The following is a 16,012-nucleotide window of genomic DNA, read 5'->3' as shown; positions in this document are numbered from 1 at the left end:
TTGGACCGTGACGGCCGGGAGCGAGGACAGCAGCCAGCTCCGGCAGGACACGGGACCGTGAACTTGTCGCCGAGCCAGCAACCGAGTCGTGCAAACACAGCCATGTCTATCTCCCAGAAGCCCGTCACCTCCGCCACCTTGCTCGCCACCGCTGCCCACCTCAACTTCCGCGCGACGTCCCGCGACCGGAGCGGCTCGACGCTCGGCGTGCTCGTCAACGCGTCCGGCGCTCAGCAGTACCTCGTGATCGCCTCTGGCGGCGCGGAGGGCACCTGGACGCTCGCGAGCGAGCTGCCCGTCGGCCTCGCTCCCTTTCTTCTCTACGAGAGCGCCGCCAACGTGCTGCGCGGCGGAAGCTTGAGCGAGGACGGGAGCATCTCCTTCCATGGAGCGCTGTATACGATCGAGTCATCGGTCGACGGCAGCACCCGCGCAGCGAAGGTGAGCGGCAGTGTTTGAGCGCTGTCGCGCTCGGATGCCAATCCGAGGATCTGGTTCAGCGCGGTTGCAGCGCTGAGGGCCGAGCCCGGCTCCCATCAAGGCTCGACGCGGCACCTCGCGCTGCACCCGTCGCCAGCCGCCGTGTTGCCGTCATCGCACGTCTCGAGCCCCGCGACGTCGCCGTCGCCGCAGACGATCGCGGGATCGACGAGCGCGCGGCGCAGCTTCAGATCGCTGCGCAGGGCGCCCACGTGCGCCTTGAACTCGCTCAGGTCGCCTCGAGTCGCGGCGCCGGCGCCGGCCTCGCCGAGCACCTGCTCTGCCCGATCGATGGCCGCGAGCACGGCGCCCTCGTCCCACGCCGCGTTCACGATGCGGGCGAGCTCGGCGCGATACCGCTCGTCGAGCGCCGGGATCTCCCGGATCCGGCGCGGGAGCACGGCGACCGGCTCCGTCTCGGTGTCGAAATGCGGGTCGTCCAGGATGCGGTCCATCCCGTGGGCGATGAACACGAAGCGCCCGTCGACCGGGTTCTCGTAGAGGTAATAGTTGTTCGCCCGGTAGGCGTAGCCGTCCCAGTGGCCGAGCAGCGCCTCGAGGGCGTAGCTCGTGAGGAACCGATCCAGGTCGAGGCGCTTGCTCACCTCCGCCGCGAGCTGCTCGTCCGGCGCCTCCTGGATGGCGGCGGCGAGAGACCGGAGCTCTGCCCCGCCGCCGTCATCGCCGCCGTCGAGCTCCACGGCGTCGATGTCCTCGGCGAAGTCGCCGCAGCACGGGCCCTCGTAGAGCGCGCCCTCGTCGTTCACCTCGCCGAAGTGCAGCCGCAGGAACCGCTTGTCGATGGCCTCGGTGACGACGTAGATCCCCCTGTCCACGCCGTTGACGCTCACCACCGCGTGCGCGGTGCGCGCCGCGGGCACGCCGGCGCGGTCGTGCAGGTCCTCGCCGATCTGCTCGCGAAGGAACGTCGGGTCCTGCTTGGAGTTGTTCAGCAGGAGCTTCTTGAGCCCGTGCAGGTTCGCCTCTTCATCGAACTCGTCGAGCTTGACGCTGAAGCTCGGCTTCTCGGACAGATCCACGGCCGAGTTGCCCTTCTGCCGGATGCCAGCGCCGCTGACGACGTCGCCGTCGTAGACGATGGTGCACGGGACGCGGTTGTCGAGGTCCGTGCGGAGCTGCCCCAGGTGGGCCTCGTCGATGGTGATCGCGATCTCGTGCAGCGCCGTCCGATCGAAGACCACGCCGCTGCCCGGGTCGAGGGGCACACAGCCACCCTGGCTCGCCGCGACGAGCGCGAGGACCGCGGATGCATGAAGGGATCTCATCGTTCCCGCTCTTCCCGCTCTACCGCTCCGCATCGCTCCCGGGCTCCGTGTTCCGGCCATGGTGGCCCGCCTCGGCGGGGAGCCGGCCGCCGACGGCGTGGCGGAGCTCGCCGACCGCGGTCCAGTAGCGGCGCACGAAGCGCAGCAGCCGGAGCTCCAGGCGCACGCGGCGCTCGTCGACCTCGAGCGCCCGCCCGACGTCGACGTTGCGGCCCTCGATCGCCCGCTGCGCCTCGGCGCCCGCGCGCTCGGCGGCGGGGTTCATCCGGCGCCGGAGCTCGGTCACGAGGGCGCGGGTGGCCTGCGCCTCGCTCAGGCTCGTCCGCACCTCGCGCGTCACGAGCTCGACCGCGGCGCCGAGCGCGCGCTGCTCCGCCTTGCGCGCCGTGTCCGCCGCGACGGTGGCCGCGCGGTGCGTGTCGAACACCGGCAGCTCGATCGCGAGCCCGAACGTCCACCCGAGGCCGAGATCGTTCTCTCGCCGGAAGTCGTAGCCGACCTCGACGAAGGAGAGCCAGGGCCACCGCGCGGCGCGCTCGGCCTGGAGCGTCGCGTCCGCCGCGTCGCCCTGCGCGGCCGCGAGCTCGATCTCGGGGCGGCGCTTGAGCGCGAGCTCGACGGCCTGCGCCTCCGTGGGGAGCTCCGGGGGAGGCCACGCGCTCTTCGGCGCGCCGAGGAGGCGCACGGGCACCGCGGGATCGAGCCCCATGCGCGACAGGAGCGCGGCGAGCGCCGCGCTCCGCTGCGCGCGCAGATCCACGCCGTCCTGCTCCGCGTCGACGGCGGTGAGCTCCGTCATCGCCTCGTCGACCGCCGTCGTCCGCGCGGCCGCGAGCTGCCCCTTCATCCAGGTGGCGAGCGACCGGCGCGCCTCGGCCACCGCGTCGGCGGCCGCGATCTCGGCGTCGAAGAGGAGCACCTCGTCGAACAGCAACCGGATGTCGGCCTCGAGGGCGATCTCGATCTCGCGCGCCTCGGCGAGCGCCTTGGCCTCGTCCACGCGCGCCTCCGCGACGTTCGCGTCGACCTCGCCAGGGCGGGTCACCGGGAAGCGGAGCGCGGTGCTCACGCGCGGATCGCGCTCGCGGATGCGCTGGAGCTCGATGTTCGTGATGCGGAGCTCCGGGTTCTCGAGGTGGTCCTCCGCGTCGACCTGCGCCGCGGCCGCCTCGGCGCGGGCGCTCTGCGCGGCGAGCTCGGCGCTGTGGTCCCTCGCCCAGGCGACGGCGTCCTCCACGGTCATCGCGATCGGCCCCGCGCTGGACGCGCCCGGACGCGCGCCCGGGCCCGCGCGGCGGAGCGCCGGCGCGCCGGCGGACGCGCGGCCCTCGCGGTAGAGGGCGATCGCGCGGTCGGACGCCGCCGGCCTCGGCGGGGAAGAGCAGCCCGAGAGGGCCGCGCAGAGCACCATGACGGGGATCGCCGCGCGGCGGCGGCGCTGGCTCACTGGCCCCACGAGATCTCCTGGAACGAGGGCGCGGCGGCGTCGAACACGATCGTCAGCGCGCCCGGCGTGAGCGACGGTGAGATCCCCTCGGGCTTGAGCCCCGGGAACCGCTGGACGAGGCGCGGCGAGAGGACGCCGCCCTCGGGGCGATCCACCCGCCACAGCGCGCCGGCGTCGCCGTCCGCCGTCGAGGGCGTGGACGTCATGGCGAGCGCGCCGTCCGGCATGAACACGAGCTCCGAGATGCCGCCCGGCGTGGGCTTCCCGGCGACCTCCACGTCGACGCGCGCGCGCGCCCACAGCGAGACGCGGGCCGCGTCGAAGCGGATCGCCTCGGCCGCGGTCCGATGCTTCTTCTTCGCGCTCGCGGCCTCGACCGCCGCGGCTCCCTCGCCGCCGAACAGCGCGCTCGGGGAGCCGACCCGCCAGATCATCGCGTTGCCCTGCGCGTCGAGCGGCGCCTTCAGCCCGAGGTACAGGGCGCCCTGCCGGAAGGCGAGGCCCTCGATGTCGAGCGCCCGCGTCCCCTCGGGGAGGCCGAGCGCCGCGGCCCGCGAGGGGTCCGCGTCGAGGACCTCGGCCAGGTGGATCTCGCCGTCGACGCGGAAGCCCTGGCCGTCCTGGCGGAGGCGGAGGAGCGCGGTCCGCTCCGACTTGCGCTTCCCCTTCTTGCTGTAGCTCTGCGACGACAGGAGGTAGATCTCGCCCGCGTCCCCGGCCGCGATCCCCTCGACGTCGTTCAGCGCGTCGACGCCGCTCACCGGCACCGGATCCGCGGCGACGGCGCCGCCCGCGGACATCGCGAAGAGCCACGGCGCGCCCTCGTTGTTCTGCTCGTGGCCCGTGTCGTCGCTGACGAGGAGGTACCGGGACTCGCCGGGGCGCGCGAGCACGCCCGACGGCTCGAAGCGCGTCCGGCTCGCCAGGGTCGGGGGCAGCTTCATGGGGGACTGGGACGCGACCGCGCCGGCCTTCGGGGCGGCGCCGGCCTTCGGCGCGGTGGTGGTGGGCTTCGGCGGCGGCTGGGCGGGGGCCGCGCCGCGGCGCGCGTCGAACGTGATGTCGAAGGCCTGGCCGGGGACGAGCGCCATCGGCGCGTCCAGCGAGATGGTGACGACGCGGCCCCACGCCGGCATCTCCGGCGTCGGCCAGCAGCGCGGGGGGAGCTGGGAGACGAGCGGCCCCACGGCGACGACCGTGCCCGGGATCGCGTCGCCGAGCTGGCCCCGGATGTAGAGCTCGGCGGCGTCCCCGTCGTTGACGCCGAGGGCGAAGCGCTCGGGGACGCATGCGACCGCGCGCGCGCCCGTGCGCGCGCTCAGGAGCTGCACCAGGGGCATCCCGGCCGGGACCACGTCGCCGGGCTGCCTGTCGATGGAGATGACGCGCCCCGCGTTCGCGGCGCGCAGCACGTAGCTCGCGCGCCGCTGCTCGAGCATCGCGATGTTCTCGGTCGCGACGCGCACGTCGGCGTCGAGCTTCGCGGCCAGCCCCGACGTCCGGTCCCGGAGGCCGTTCCGCCGCCGCTCCGTCGCCTTGAGCTGCTCCGTGAGGACGCTCAGCGTCCGCGGCTTCTCGCTGGCGATCGCCGTGACCGTCGCGTGCTGCAGATCGAGCTTCGTCAGGTCGTCGAGCACCGCCTGCCGGTTCTCGATGAGCTGCTTCATCCGCGAGATCTCGCTGTCCAGCACCTTGGCCTCGGCGACCGCGCGGCGCTGCTCCTCGCGGTGGACGGCGAGGTGGCGCTCGACCGTCTCGCGGTTCGTGTCGAGCTCCTGCTCGAGGACGGCGAGCTCCATGTTCAGATCGGCCTCGACCTGGGTCTTCTCCGCCTTGGCGACGGCGATCTCGGCGTCGATCACCGAGCTGTCCAGCGTCGCGATGATCTGCCCGGCCTCGACCTCCTCGCCGACGGCCACCTCGATGGAGGCCACCCGGGCGGTCTCGACCGGCGAGAGCACCTCGGGCAGCGCCTCCGCGTAGCCGAAGACCCGCCCGCCCGGGCCGCTGCCCACGTGGAGCCACAGGGCGGCGCCGAGCGTGAGCACGAAGGTGATCGCGGGGGCGGCGTCCTGGAGCGCCGAGCGGAGTCGCTGGTAGCTGTACATCGATGATCCTTGCGCGGTGATGACGACGGCGGCTGTGTCAACGAAGCGAGAGGGCCCACGAGGGCGTGACCGACAGGCGTCCTCCGCGATGGACCTCGGCCGCTAGAGATCCAGCGTCGGCTCCTGAAGCATGAGAGAGACGTCCTGCACGCCCGGGATGGCCTGGAGCTTCGCGACGAGCGCCGAGCGCAGCTCGGGCGCGAGGACGGTGATCTGGTAAGCATGCTCCATCACGGTCCCCTGCGCAGCCTCCCGGAGGGTCACCAGCGAGAAGGTCCGGCAGTGAGCGCGGAGCACCCTCGCGAGCGCGTCCTCCACCTCGGGCACGGCGGGCGCGGTGAAGCGGAGCAGGCCATCCGGCTGTCGTCGCGAGCCCCAGCCGGTGAAATGGAGGAGCAAGGTTCCGGCGGCGAAGATCGCGGTCCCGCCGAGGGCCGCGCCGACCGCCTGGAGCCCGCAGGCGATGCCGACGCCGAGCGCCGCGAAGACGAACATGACGTCGCGCGGATCGCGCATGGTCGTGCGGAACCGGACCGCGCTCAGGCCCACGGCGACGCCGATGCCGGCGGCGATGCTGCTGCCCACGGAGAGCATCAGCATGCAGGTGATGACGCTGCCCATCGCCATGCTGTGCACGGATGAGCGGGAGTAGGAGAGCCCGCGAAATGTGGCCATGTAGACGAGCGCGACCGCCTGGCCGAGCCCGAACGCCAGCAGGAGCGCCACGACCGCCTTGCGGAAGTCCATGGCGCTCCCCTGGGTGACCCATCCGAGCCAGTCTATCACGGCGAGCCGCTCTTTCCGGGGGCGATCGCCGGGCGCGGCGCGCGCTCATCTCCGTCCACGTGATCCACGTGATCCACGTGATCCGCGCGCGTCTGCGTCACGGCGCCTCGGCGGCGGCGCCGCGGCCAGGGTAGGGGCGCGCTTGCTTGATGTAGAGCGTCGGCGGCTCGTCGGGGTTCGCGTCGTCGTCGTACTTGAACTCCACGTCCATCGCATACCACCCGTCGTTGCCGCTCGCCGGCCCGTACGCGGGGGAGAACCGCTCGTGGATGGCGTCGAGCGCCACGCCGAGCTGATGGACCTGCGCCGTCGAGAGGACCGTCTGGCCCTCCGGCATGAGGCTCGAGTGCGTCAGGTAGGTGACCGGCTGGTTCGGCTGGTTGAAGAAGTAGAGGAACGCGTCGTTCGTCACGCCCGCGGGCGGGGCGACCACCTCCACGTCACCGCCGCTCTGCACGTTGACGTAGAAGGCGGGCTGGACCCCTGCCGTGTCGAACGGGTTGTTGGTGATGGCCACGCCGTTCGCCTCCTCGTCCGGGAAGTTGTGGTGCACGAGCAAGGCCATCCCGATGGTCCGGTGGTCGATGCCGTAATAGGTGCGCTCGTCGAAGGTGCGGAGCTTCCAGGCGCTCGCGTAGGTCTTGCGGACGGCGTCGAGGACGTCCTCCCAGTCCGTCGGATCGCCGGTGTTCGAGTCGTAGCAGCCGGCGCACGGGAACCCGTCGAGATCCTCGCTGTTCGTGCTGGTGCGGAAGCGGATCGGGTGCCCGGCGTACTCCGCCTCGATCTTCGCCCTGAGGAGCTCCTGGAGCTCGGCGTCGACGGGCGCGGTCTTCATGGCGTCGCGGAGCGCCTTCAGCTGCTCGTCGCGGGCCGCGGCGTCGGTGGCGAACTTCGGGTCGGCGAGCATCGCGTCGATCTGCTCGTAGAACCCGTTATCTTTCATGAACTGGTCATAGTAGTACATCGGGATCGAGAAGGCCTTCTGGATGGGGACCTCGGGGATCCTGGCCAGGATGGAGTAGTGGGCCGACTTGCCGCCGAAGGCGAGCACGGCCTTCTTGATCGCGTCCCGGAGCGGCTCGCCCTCCGGCGGATCGGGGGTCACCTCCTCGATGTCGCGCAGATCGGTGACCGTCAGATCCATCTCGGGGAGCGTGACGGGCGTGGGTTTGTGCGCCTCCCAGAACGCCTCGGCCTCCGCCTCGGTGACCTCGCGGACGCTCCAGGACGACGGCCCCGCGGTGAGCTCGACGAGCTTGTCCTTCAGCGCGAGCAGGTCGGGGTGGTTCATGGCGTTGCGCAGCCCCATGTTGGGGGTGCGCCGGTTCTGGGACAGCACGTTGACGTGCGAGAGCGGCGTCTGGAACTGCTCGGTGATGATCCCCTGGACGACCGAGATGTCGTTGGGCGCCTCGTCGAGGACGACGATGTCCTGGTGGGACAGGTACTCCGTGGCGAGATCCGCCGCCTTCGCGAAGTGGAGCCGGCCCACCGCCGTGCCCAGCGAGAGCGGCTGGTAGTCGATCCCGGCGTAGAGCTCGCCGGTGCTGACCACGGGGATGTCGGCGGGGAGCTTCTTCGCCTCGGCCGCGACGGCCTCCGACGTCGGGTGGAAGGCGAGCTTCGCCCCGAAGAAGGAGGCCGCCTTGACCGCCCTGAACAGGGTGGCGATCATGTCCGCGGACGCGGTGTCGTAGGGGGAGAGCTCGACGGCCCACACGTCGGGGCCCTCGTAGTGCGTCACCGCGCCGAGGACGAAGCGGCGATCCGGCGTAAAGTACTCGGTCGCGTTGAACTCGCCGAGGGGCGGGACGAGGGGCAGCGGGTCGCCGGAGAGGTGCGATGACACGAAGTCGTAGTGGATCAGGTAGAGAACGCTGTTCTGGAAATACAGCGCGTTCTGATCGGCCTGATCCAGCACGACCTTGACCGACCGCGCGCCGGGCAGGCTGGCGTCGATGGGCACCGAGGCGAGCGCCTCGAAGTCCGCGGCGCACCCGACGCGCTTCAGGAACTCCGTCGATTCATCGGCGTTCTTGCGTTCGCAGACCTCTCCGGTCACGCCGGGGTCGTCCGTGCCGCCGCCGCCGCACGCGCCCGGGAGCGCCGCGGCGAGCAAGGCGAGCGTGACGATCGACGTGATGCGAGTGCCTTTGTACATGATTCCTCCTGAGACAAGTAAGCTGACCGCGCAGCGGCGCGCGCCGGTCATCCCGCGTCAATCCCGCGTCAAGGTGTCAAGGTGTCAGGGCGTCAGCGCGAAGCAGTAGAACCCGCCGTATCCGCCGCCGGACCCGACGGTGACCGTGCCGGGCAGCGGCCCCCCCTGCTCCAGGAGGTTGATGCCCGGCGCGCACCCGGCCTCGTCGAGCGACGACATCCAGTTGGCCATGTTGATGTTGCCGCCGGGGCCGGCGCCGGTGCTGCCGCCGCCGGTCGGGAAGCCGGCGCCGGTGCTGCCGCCGCCGGTCGGGAAGCCGCCTCCTCCGAAGTTCCTGGGCCACGAGTGACCGACGCGCGGCCTCCCCTCGCTCGTGTCGCCCGACTTGGCCGTCCAGTCCTTGCAGGTCGCTGTCGCGCTGTAGAGCTGTCCCTTGTCGTTCGTCCCCGTCAGCATGTCGTGGTTGTCCACCTCGGGCTGGCTCGGATCGGGCTGGTGGTTGGGGACGCCGTCCTCGTTCGGAAAATCGTCGATGATCGCAGGGTCGGCCGCGGAGGGGCGGTCGTTGAGCAGCTCCTCCTTGTTGTTGGCGAGCAGCCGGCCGAGCCGGTCGTACCAGGGACCCTCGCCGATCCGATCGATCGCGTTGACCTGCTTGCCGTCCTCCCCTGCGACGGCGCTCAGGAAGGCGCGCCACTGCTTGGCCCCCGCGCCGGGCATGCTCTTCTCGGCGATGGTCGCGCAGATCTTGTCCGCGCCGCGGAGCCCGGCGCCGGCGCCCGTCTCTCCGAAGCGGAGATCGCCGCCGAAGCCGTCCTGGGAGCCCGACAGCTCCTGCAGGGCGACGAGGCTGGTCACGAAGAAGCTGAACTTCTCGGTCGTCCCGCCGGAGCTGGACGAGGTGGTGGGGTCGCCGGAGCTGGACGAGGTGGTGTTGCCGCTGGACGACGAAGAGGTGTTGCCGCCGGAGCTGGACGAGGTGGTGTTGCCGCTGGACGACGAAGAGGTGTTGCCGCTGGACGACGAAGAGGTGTTGCCGCCGGAGCTGGACGAGGTGCTTGTGGAGTTGTCGCCTCCGTTGTCCACCTCCGGGTCCGAACTGGAGCAGCCGACGCCGACCACAGGGGCGAGCAACGCGAGGGTGAGGGGCAGCAGCAAGGGGCGATAAGTGCGTGTCATGGTCTCTGTGTCCTTTTCCTTGTTAAGCTAGACGGTCGGCCGCGCCGCGGATCGGCGAGGCTCACTTGCAGGTGAGATCGCTCTGGCAGGTCTGGCCCTCGGGGCACTGCGAGTCGTCGTTGCACGACGTGAGCCCGGCGATCATCACCGCCTGCTCGATCTGGGACGAGACGACCAGATCGACCCGGCCGGGCGGGATCGTCGTGGAGCCCACGGACTTGCGCGTGACGATGATCGTCGGGAAGCCCGCGACGCCGAGGTCGAGGAGCTGCTTGACGAGGGATGCCGGGACATCGAGCGAGCCGGTGTCCTCGACGTTGCACTCGATCATCCCCTTCGTGCCCCCGTGATGGCTGATGTCGAGCTTCACGTGGACCCTGGCGACGTCGGCCTGCCCCGGCGGGGTCCACGTGAGCTGCAGGGGCTGCTCGGGCTCGAGCTCTATCGTCTCGTTCAGCAGATCGAGGGGGCTCACGCCCTTGGCCTCCACCGTGAAGGCGCTGAAGAAATCGCCGCTCGCCTCGAAGCGGAGCACATCGCCCTCGTCGACGGGCGGGTAGAGGAGCTTCACGCCGGCGGGAGGCTGGTAGTTGTTCGCCGTGGGGCTCATGACGAGGGACGCCTCGCCCGACTCGAGGTTCAAGCCGGTCACCGTCACGTTGCCGGCGCTGTGCGCGGCGGGGTAGGGTTGGCACGTGTCGTCCTCCACGCAGACGGCGCTGCCCCCGCAGGGCTCGTTGCAGAACGGGACGCGCGGCGTGAGGAGCTGACAGCCGCCCTCCTCGGTCTTCACCTCCCAGACGAGCTGCGCGGGCGTGGGGCCGTCGTAGATCTTCCCGATCACCGCCGTGCTGCCCGCCGCGCCCGGCTCGGCAGAAGGCAGCGAGCGCACCTGGAAGGCGCCGACGAGCTTCGTGGGGTCGCCGGTCGGTTCACCCGACCCTGTGGAGCCGCCGGAGCCGCCGGAGCCGCCGGAGCCGCCGGCTGAGCCCCCCGAGCCCGACGTGTCGTTGGGACCACCCCCGGAGCTCGAGCAGGCGAGCGACACGAGGGCCACGACCCCGCCAAGGACACCGGCGCGCCATCCGCCGCGTGAGGAGAATTTTTCAATTCGGCAAAGGTTTTGCGACATCTCGATGGCCAGGTGGCGACGCGGCGGGATCAGGGGTCAATCTTTTTTGAAGAAGCCCCGCCGCGCGGACGCCGGCGATCCGGCGTCCGGCCCCTGCGCTCAGCCGCCGCCGAGCTCGGACAGGCGCGCGCGCAGCCGCGGCGCGTGGACGCTCTCGCCGTGACGCGCGAGGAAATCGGCGATGGCCGCGCGCTCGTCGGCCGCCCGCCCGAGCCGGCGCAGGCTCTGCACCCTGCCGACCCGGGCCTCCGCGGCGAGGGGGCCGCCGCCGGCGAGGTAGCGATCGAAATAGCCGAGCGCCTCCGCCGCCTTGCCCTGGTGGAGCGCGATCTGCCCGAGCGACACCAGGGCCGCCCGCGCCTCGGGGCTCGCCGGGTACTGCGCGAGCAGGGCGCGGTAGGAGGCGTTCGCCTCGGCGCTCTTCCCCTGCCCGAGCTGGGTCTGCGCGCGCAGGAGCAGCGCTTGCGGGCCCGCCGCGGGCTCCTCCGCGCGCGGCCTGGGCGGCTGCTGCGCGCGATCCCGGGCCCCGACGGCGCTGGAGGTGCTGGCGGTCGCGGGCTCGCCGGTGGGCGCGCCGGTACCGGGCGGCGGCTCGGCGGAGGGCGCGCCGGCGCCCGGTGCGAGTGCGCCGGCGCCTGGCGAGGGCTCACCGGCGCCTGGTGAGGGCGCGCCGGCGCCTGGCGGAGGCGCTTCCGGCACCGAAAGCGTGGGGAGGCTCAGGACCGTGCGCCGTGCGCCGCTCGGATCGAGCGTCTCGCTCCCGCTCGGCGCCGGCGGCTGCGCAGGCCCGTCGAACAGCTCCGCCGCGAGCGCGGCCAGGAGCGTCGCCGCGACGGCGACGCCCGCGAGCGACCCGGCGATCCCGCGCCGCAGCATCGGCCGAGGCGCCGCGCGCAGCCGCGCCGTGCTCTCGGGCGCGGCCTCGAAGCGGGCGCCCCTCGGGTCGAGGCGAGCGGCTCGGGGCTCGAAGCGGGCGCCCCCGGAGTCGAGGCGGGCGCCCCCGGGCCCGAGGCGGGCGCGCGCGAGCACCTGCTGCAGCATGGCGGCGTCGCTGAGCTCGCGGCCGTCGCCGCGCGCGTCGCCGAGCCTGCCGATGGCGGCCCAGAGCGGCGCCTCGCCGCGGAGCTCGGGGTCGTCCTGCTCGGCGCGGCGGAGGAGCTCCGCGTCCTCGGGGCGGATCGGCTCGCCGCGCGCCTCCGCGGCGAGGATCGCGGGCAGGAGGTCCAGATCGATCTCGGACTTCTGCGTCCCTGTCATGATGCTCTCTTCCGGCCGACGGCGAGGTCCTGTCGCACCTGCTTGCGGAGCGCGCCGATCCCGAGGCGCAGCCGGCTCTTCACCGTATCGGCGCTGACCTCGGTCATTCCGGCGATCTCCTCGATGGAGTAATCGAGCGCGTGGTGCAGGAGGATCACATGGCGCTGCGCCTCCGGCAGCTCGTCGAGGTACGCGCGCGCCTCGCGCGGGAGGGCCTCGAACGGGGGTTGGTGCGGCGCCTGGGCGATCTCCTCGTCGATCGCGCTCTCCGGGGCCACGGGCGCGCCTTCCCTGCGCTGCTGCCTTGCGTACCGGAGGATCGTCCGGACGGCGACGCGCCTGGCCCAGGCCTCGACGGCGGCGTCGCCCCGGTAGCTCGACGCGCTCTCGAGGATCGCGAGCAGGGCGAGCTGCGCGGCGTCGTCGGCGTCGGCCGCGCTGCGGAGGAACGTCCGCGCGATCCGGCGGACCCGCGAGATCACGTGGGTCATGAGCCAGGCCTGGGCCTCCGGGTCACCCGCGCCGGCGTGGCGCATCCGTTCGAGGTCCGACGGCGAGGACACGGCGGGTGACGGGGCAGGCGGCGGGGCGGGGACGGGGCGCGTCATGGCGCTGGCCAGGAGCGGCTCGGGCAGTGGGCCGAGGCTCCTGGAGAGAGCTCGCGCGTGCTCAGCGTCCATCGCTTCGACCTGGTGCGTCGCACGGCCCGAAGCGGGTCAATTTTCCTTTCGTGACGGGTCATGCGGCGCGGGTGGTCATTTCCTGACCATGCCCGCGGGGGCTGGCGAGGCCGGCAGGGCGAGGCCGAGCTCCAGCCCGACGCCGGCGAAGATCCGCACCGGATTGGCTGAAAGCGCGAGGGCCGGGTGTACGGTGGCGTCAGGCTCCGTCAGGAGCACGTCCACACCCAGCGTCGTCTTGAGGCGGAGCCACCCGGTGAGCGGGACCCCGAGCTCCGCGACCGGCGCGGCGCTCACGAGCACGTCGGTCCGGGCCTCCGGCGGCGGGAGCTGCTGCGGAAACATCCGCGGCCACCGCCACGGCGGCCGCGGTGGCGGGACATGACCGGGAGGAGGCGGGAACGGTGGCGGCTCCGTGAGCGCCTGCTGGGTCGTGCCTTCCTCGGGGACGCGCTCGACGATATCGACGGTGGCGCGCGCGCCGAGCTGCAGGTCGAGGCCAAGGGGGAGCCTGAGGCGGACCTGGCCGGTCGTGCTCACCGGGTGGCGCGAGAGCTCGAACGTGGACTGCTCGTCGCCGAGCGAGGTCGAGGGGATCAGCTCGTACCCCAGGCCGAGGACGGCGTAGTCCACCGGCGCCCAGGAGGCGCGGAGCGCGGCGGCGCTCTGCCAGGGCGCGGCGCTGCTGAAGTTCGCGCCGGTGTAGCCGGCGAGGACGGCGAACGTCGGCAGCGGGCTCGCTTCGCGGCGGGCGCCCGTGGATGGCGACGGCGGGCCCGCGGGCGGCTGCAGGTCCGGCGCGGCGTCCGCGGGCGCCGCGGCCGCGAGCGCCGCGGGGGACGTGGCGGGCTCGGGGGCACCGTCGGGCTCGGGCGGAGCCGCTTGAGCCGGCCCGACCGGGGCGACCTTCACCTCGGCCAGGCCGGCGACGTGGCCCTCGCGGAGCTCCTCGGCGACCGCGCCGGCGATGTTGGCGAGCGACTCGAGGGCGGTGGCGGTCTGGCCGGGCAAGACCGGGATGCGGCGGCCGTAGATCTGCTCGCCGTCGCGCTCGACCACGTACAAGGCGAGCTCGTCGCTCGCCCCGGCGTCGATCCAGAGCACTCCCCGCGCGTCCCACGCGTCGGCGAGCGCGTTGGCTTCGGGGAGGAGCGTCTGCAGCACGGGCCTCGGCGTGCCGGGTCGGACGATCTGAAGGCGGATGCCGACGGGGCGGATATGGGCGACGACGAGGTCGATGGCGCGTTTGTCGATGCCGCCGGCGCCCGGGAAGGCGGCGAGGACGAGCACCGGTTCGCCTGCGGCGCGAGGCTCGCCCGCTGCGGCGGGCAGGGCGACGGCGGCCAGCAGGGTGCCGGCGACCGCGCTCGCGGCCGTTCGGGCAGCGCGGAGGGCGAGCGCGAGCGACGCAGCCGGCACGGGCGCGGAAATTTATCACCGTTCCCCGCGGGGCACCATCCCCCGTCGCGGCTCGGCGGGATGCCCGCCTCCGCGCCTCAGCGCGCGCCGGTCGACCGCGGGTAGCTCCCGAGCACCTTCACCATCTCGCAGCGCGCGCGGAGCCGCTCGATCGCGTCGGCGACGCGCGGCTCGCTCCGGTGGCCCTCCAGATCGACAAGAAAGACGTAGTCCCAGTGCTTCTGCCGGCTCGGCCTCGACTCGATCCGGGTCAGGTTGATGCCCGCGTCGTCGAAGATGGCGAGGACCCGGCGGAGCGCGCCGGGCTCCTCCTGCACGGAGAAGACGATCGAGGTCTTGTCCGCGCCCGTGGCGGGCGCGTCGGCCGGGGCGATGACGATGAAGCGGGTCGCGTTCTCGGCGCGGTCGTGGATGCGCTCCCGCAGGAGCGGAAGCCCGTAGAGCTCGCCCGCCCCGCGGCTGCCGATCGCCGCCGCGGCGGGGTCGCCGAGGGCCTCGTGCGCCGCCGCGGCCGCGGAGACGGTCTGGACGATCTGCGCGCCGGGGAGGTGCTTCGCGAGCCAGAGGCGGCACTGCGAGAGCGCGTGCGGGTGGCCGTGGACCCGCGCGACGCCGCTCAGCCCCTCCGCCTTGCTGAACAGGCAATAGGCGACGTCGAGCACGAGCTCCTGCCGGATCTGGAGGTCGCTCTCGATCAAGGCGTCCGCCGTCAGGGTCACCGAGCCGTCGGTCGAGCTCTCGACGGGGACGACGCCGCAGGCCGCCTCGCCCGCGCGCACGGCGTCGAAGACGCCCTCGATGGTGCCCGTCTCCCGGTAGCGCGCGGCCAGCCCGAACAGGTGCCGCGCCGCGACCTCCGCGAAGGCGCCCTCCGTCCCCGGAAAGGCCACCTTCATGGGCTCCTCCAGCGACAGGCAGGCGCTCATCACCTCCCGGAAGACGACCCGGATGGCGTCGCCCGGGAAGCGCCCCGCGCCCTTCGCCTGCAGGCGGGTGAGCACGCGCCGCTCCCGCTCCGGATCGTGAAACTGCGTGGCGTTCGCGGCGCGCTTCGCGTGCGCGACCTCGACGGCCACCTCGGCCCGCTCGGCGAGGAGCTCGAGGATCCGGTCGTCGATGCTGTCGATGCGCTCGCGAAGGTCGCCCAGGGTCGCCATGGATTGTTCCTCCTCGGATGGGGAAGGGCGGGCATCAAAGCGCAGGGGGCGCCGCAGCGCAAGGCTCGCCTCGGCGCAGGGAATGCGGCGCGGAACGCGCGCGACGGAGACGAACGTCAGGGGCGAAGCGGCACCCGTGCGGGCTCGACGCGTGGAGCGATAGAGAGAGCCGATGAGGGCGCAGAGGAGAGGAAGAGAAAGCTCTTGGCGCGTGCGCGTGCGCGGGAGGATCGGGCGCGGGAGCGAGAGGATCGGCTGCCGGAGCGAGACCCGCGGGAATTGGGTGAGGTTGACCGGTGAAGAACGCCGGCCCTGCCGGTGAAGTTGACCGGTGAAGAGCGCGTCGGAGGGCGGTGAAGGCGGACGGATCAGTGCTTCTCGGTGCGGCGCTGCTTGGAGCGGGAAGCGTTGAGCTCACCAAGAGCTCGAAGCCGTGAGACGTGGCGCGAACTCAGACACGACGGCGAGCGGCGGCCGCGACCTCGCGGTCGTAGGCTTCCTGCCGCTTCTGGATCGTATCGAGATGCGCGATGGTCCAGTCGTAGAGCGCCGCGAACGGCTCTTGGAGCGAGCGGCCCAGCGGCGTGAGCGCGTACTCGACGCCGGGCGGCGCTCCGTCGAGGACGCGCCGGTGGATCATCCCATTGCGTTCGAGCTTCCGCAGCGTCTGCGTGAGCACGCGTTGGGTGATGCCTTCGAGCCGTCGCTTGATGGCGTTGAATCGCCGTGGCCCGGGGACGAGCACAGCAAGGACCATCATCGACCACTTGTCAGCGATCTGGTCGAGGATCACGCGGCTCGGGCAGTTGGCACGGTAGACGGGCTCGTCGTCGGTATCGTTCAGCATACTAGGGATGCTCAAGGTACGTTCTTGACCCTAGGTATTCAAGAGATATCTTTTGTGAGCTGCGGCTACG

Annotated in this window: 13 protein-coding genes; 1 reads left to right on the top strand and 12 read right to left on the bottom strand. The window is 72.4% G+C overall.

The window, feature by feature from the left end:
• The first annotated feature begins 102 nt into the window (after window positions 1-102).
• A complete protein-coding gene (locus WME95_RS42860) occupies window positions 103-459 on the top strand; it encodes a hypothetical protein (RefSeq protein ID WP_437546355.1) in 357 nt (118 codons plus the stop codon).
• A gap of 77 nt (window positions 460-536) precedes the next feature.
• On the opposite strand, the gene WME95_RS42855 is transcribed toward WME95_RS42860, so the two are convergent.
• The 12 genes from WME95_RS42855 to WME95_RS42800 all read right to left on the bottom strand — a co-directional run bounded on the left by WME95_RS42855 (window position 537) and on the right by WME95_RS42800 (window position 15,942).
• The gene (locus WME95_RS42855) at window positions 537-1,766 is read right to left on the bottom strand and encodes a CotH kinase family protein (protein WP_437905029.1); all 1,230 of its coding nucleotides are present in this window, start codon (window positions 1,764-1,766) and stop codon (window positions 537-539) included.
• A 19-nt stretch (window positions 1,767-1,785) separates the two neighbouring features.
• Complete coding sequence (locus WME95_RS42850; RefSeq protein WP_437905028.1) at window positions 1,786-3,222, bottom strand: TolC family protein; 1,437 nt, start codon at window positions 3,220-3,222, stop codon at window positions 1,786-1,788.
• Complete coding sequence (locus WME95_RS42845) at window positions 3,210-5,321, bottom strand: HlyD family efflux transporter periplasmic adaptor subunit (RefSeq protein WP_437905027.1); 2,112 nt, start codon at window positions 5,319-5,321, stop codon at window positions 3,210-3,212. Before WME95_RS42845 ends, WME95_RS42850 begins: the two co-directional genes overlap by 13 nt.
• A 102-nt stretch (window positions 5,322-5,423) precedes the next feature.
• Window positions 5,424-6,107, bottom strand: coding sequence for a DUF4956 domain-containing protein (locus WME95_RS42840; RefSeq protein WP_437546347.1), 684 nt, complete (start codon window positions 6,105-6,107; stop codon window positions 5,424-5,426).
• A 97-nt stretch (window positions 6,108-6,204) separates the two neighbouring features.
• Window positions 6,205-8,271 carry a PEP/pyruvate-binding domain-containing protein gene (locus tag WME95_RS42835; protein WP_437905026.1) on the bottom strand — a complete coding sequence of 689 codons (2,067 nt, stop codon included), beginning with the start codon at window positions 8,269-8,271 and terminating at the stop codon, window positions 6,205-6,207.
• A gap of 84 nt (window positions 8,272-8,355) precedes the next feature.
• Window positions 8,356-9,450 carry a hypothetical protein gene (locus WME95_RS42830; RefSeq protein ID WP_437905025.1) on the bottom strand — a complete coding sequence of 365 codons (1,095 nt, stop codon included), beginning with the start codon at window positions 9,448-9,450 and terminating at the stop codon, window positions 8,356-8,358.
• 61 nt (window positions 9,451-9,511) lie between these two features.
• The gene (locus tag WME95_RS42825; protein WP_437905024.1) at window positions 9,512-10,507 is read right to left on the bottom strand and encodes a hypothetical protein; all 996 of its coding nucleotides are present in this window, start codon (window positions 10,505-10,507) and stop codon (window positions 9,512-9,514) included.
• A gap of 174 nt (window positions 10,508-10,681) precedes the next feature.
• Window positions 10,682-11,839: a tetratricopeptide repeat protein gene (locus tag WME95_RS42820; RefSeq protein ID WP_437905023.1), complete on the bottom strand. Its 1,158-nt coding sequence runs from the start codon at window positions 11,837-11,839 to the stop codon at window positions 10,682-10,684.
• Window positions 11,836-12,519 carry an RNA polymerase sigma factor gene (locus tag WME95_RS42815; protein WP_437905022.1) on the bottom strand — a complete coding sequence of 228 codons (684 nt, stop codon included), beginning with the start codon at window positions 12,517-12,519 and terminating at the stop codon, window positions 11,836-11,838. Before WME95_RS42815 ends, WME95_RS42820 begins: the two co-directional genes overlap by 4 nt.
• A 75-nt stretch (window positions 12,520-12,594) precedes the next feature.
• Window positions 12,595-13,938 (bottom strand): hypothetical protein, encoded by a 1,344-nt coding sequence (locus tag WME95_RS42810; RefSeq protein WP_437905021.1) that lies wholly within the window; start codon window positions 13,936-13,938, stop codon window positions 12,595-12,597.
• Between the two features lie 77 nt (window positions 13,939-14,015).
• The gene (gene pheA / locus WME95_RS42805) at window positions 14,016-15,095 is read right to left on the bottom strand and encodes a prephenate dehydratase (RefSeq protein WP_437905020.1); all 1,080 of its coding nucleotides are present in this window, start codon (window positions 15,093-15,095) and stop codon (window positions 14,016-14,018) included.
• 451 nt (window positions 15,096-15,546) lie between these two features.
• The gene (locus tag WME95_RS42800; protein ID WP_437905019.1) at window positions 15,547-15,942 is read right to left on the bottom strand and encodes a winged helix-turn-helix transcriptional regulator; all 396 of its coding nucleotides are present in this window, start codon (window positions 15,940-15,942) and stop codon (window positions 15,547-15,549) included.
• Window positions 15,943-16,012 lie beyond the last annotated feature (70 nt).

The sequence above is a fragment of the Sorangium sp. So ce327 genome, from assembly GCF_051530205.1.
In the GTDB taxonomy this organism is placed as follows: Bacteria; Myxococcota_A; Polyangia; order Polyangiales; family Polyangiaceae; genus Sorangium; species Sorangium cellulosum_B.
Note: the sequence above shows the minus strand (reverse complement) of the source record. Positions and strands in the feature narration are given on the sequence as shown.

Excerpts from the sequence above, each read along its gene's own strand:
- WME95_RS42860 (WP_437546355.1), top strand. The coding sequence starts at position 103 with ATGTCTATCTCCCAGAAGCCCGTCACCTCCGCCACCTTGCTCGCCACC.
- WME95_RS42855 (WP_437905029.1), bottom strand. The coding sequence starts at position 1,766 with ATGAGATCCCTTCATGCATCCGCGGTCCTCGCGCTCGTCGCGGCGAGC.
- WME95_RS42845 (WP_437905027.1), bottom strand. The coding sequence starts at position 5,321 with ATGTACAGCTACCAGCGACTCCGCTCGGCGCTCCAGGACGCCGCCCCC.
- WME95_RS42835 (WP_437905026.1), bottom strand. The coding sequence starts at position 8,271 with ATGTACAAAGGCACTCGCATCACGTCGATCGTCACGCTCGCCTTGCTC.
- WME95_RS42830 (WP_437905025.1), bottom strand. The coding sequence starts at position 9,450 with ATGACACGCACTTATCGCCCCTTGCTGCTGCCCCTCACCCTCGCGTTG.
- WME95_RS42820 (WP_437905023.1), bottom strand. The coding sequence starts at position 11,839 with ATGACAGGGACGCAGAAGTCCGAGATCGATCTGGACCTCCTGCCCGCG.
- WME95_RS42815 (WP_437905022.1), bottom strand. The coding sequence starts at position 12,519 with ATGGACGCTGAGCACGCGCGAGCTCTCTCCAGGAGCCTCGGCCCACTG.
- pheA (WP_437905020.1), bottom strand. The coding sequence starts at position 15,095 with ATGGCGACCCTGGGCGACCTTCGCGAGCGCATCGACAGCATCGACGAC.
- WME95_RS42800 (WP_437905019.1), bottom strand. The coding sequence starts at position 15,942 with ATGCTGAACGATACCGACGACGAGCCCGTCTACCGTGCCAACTGCCCG.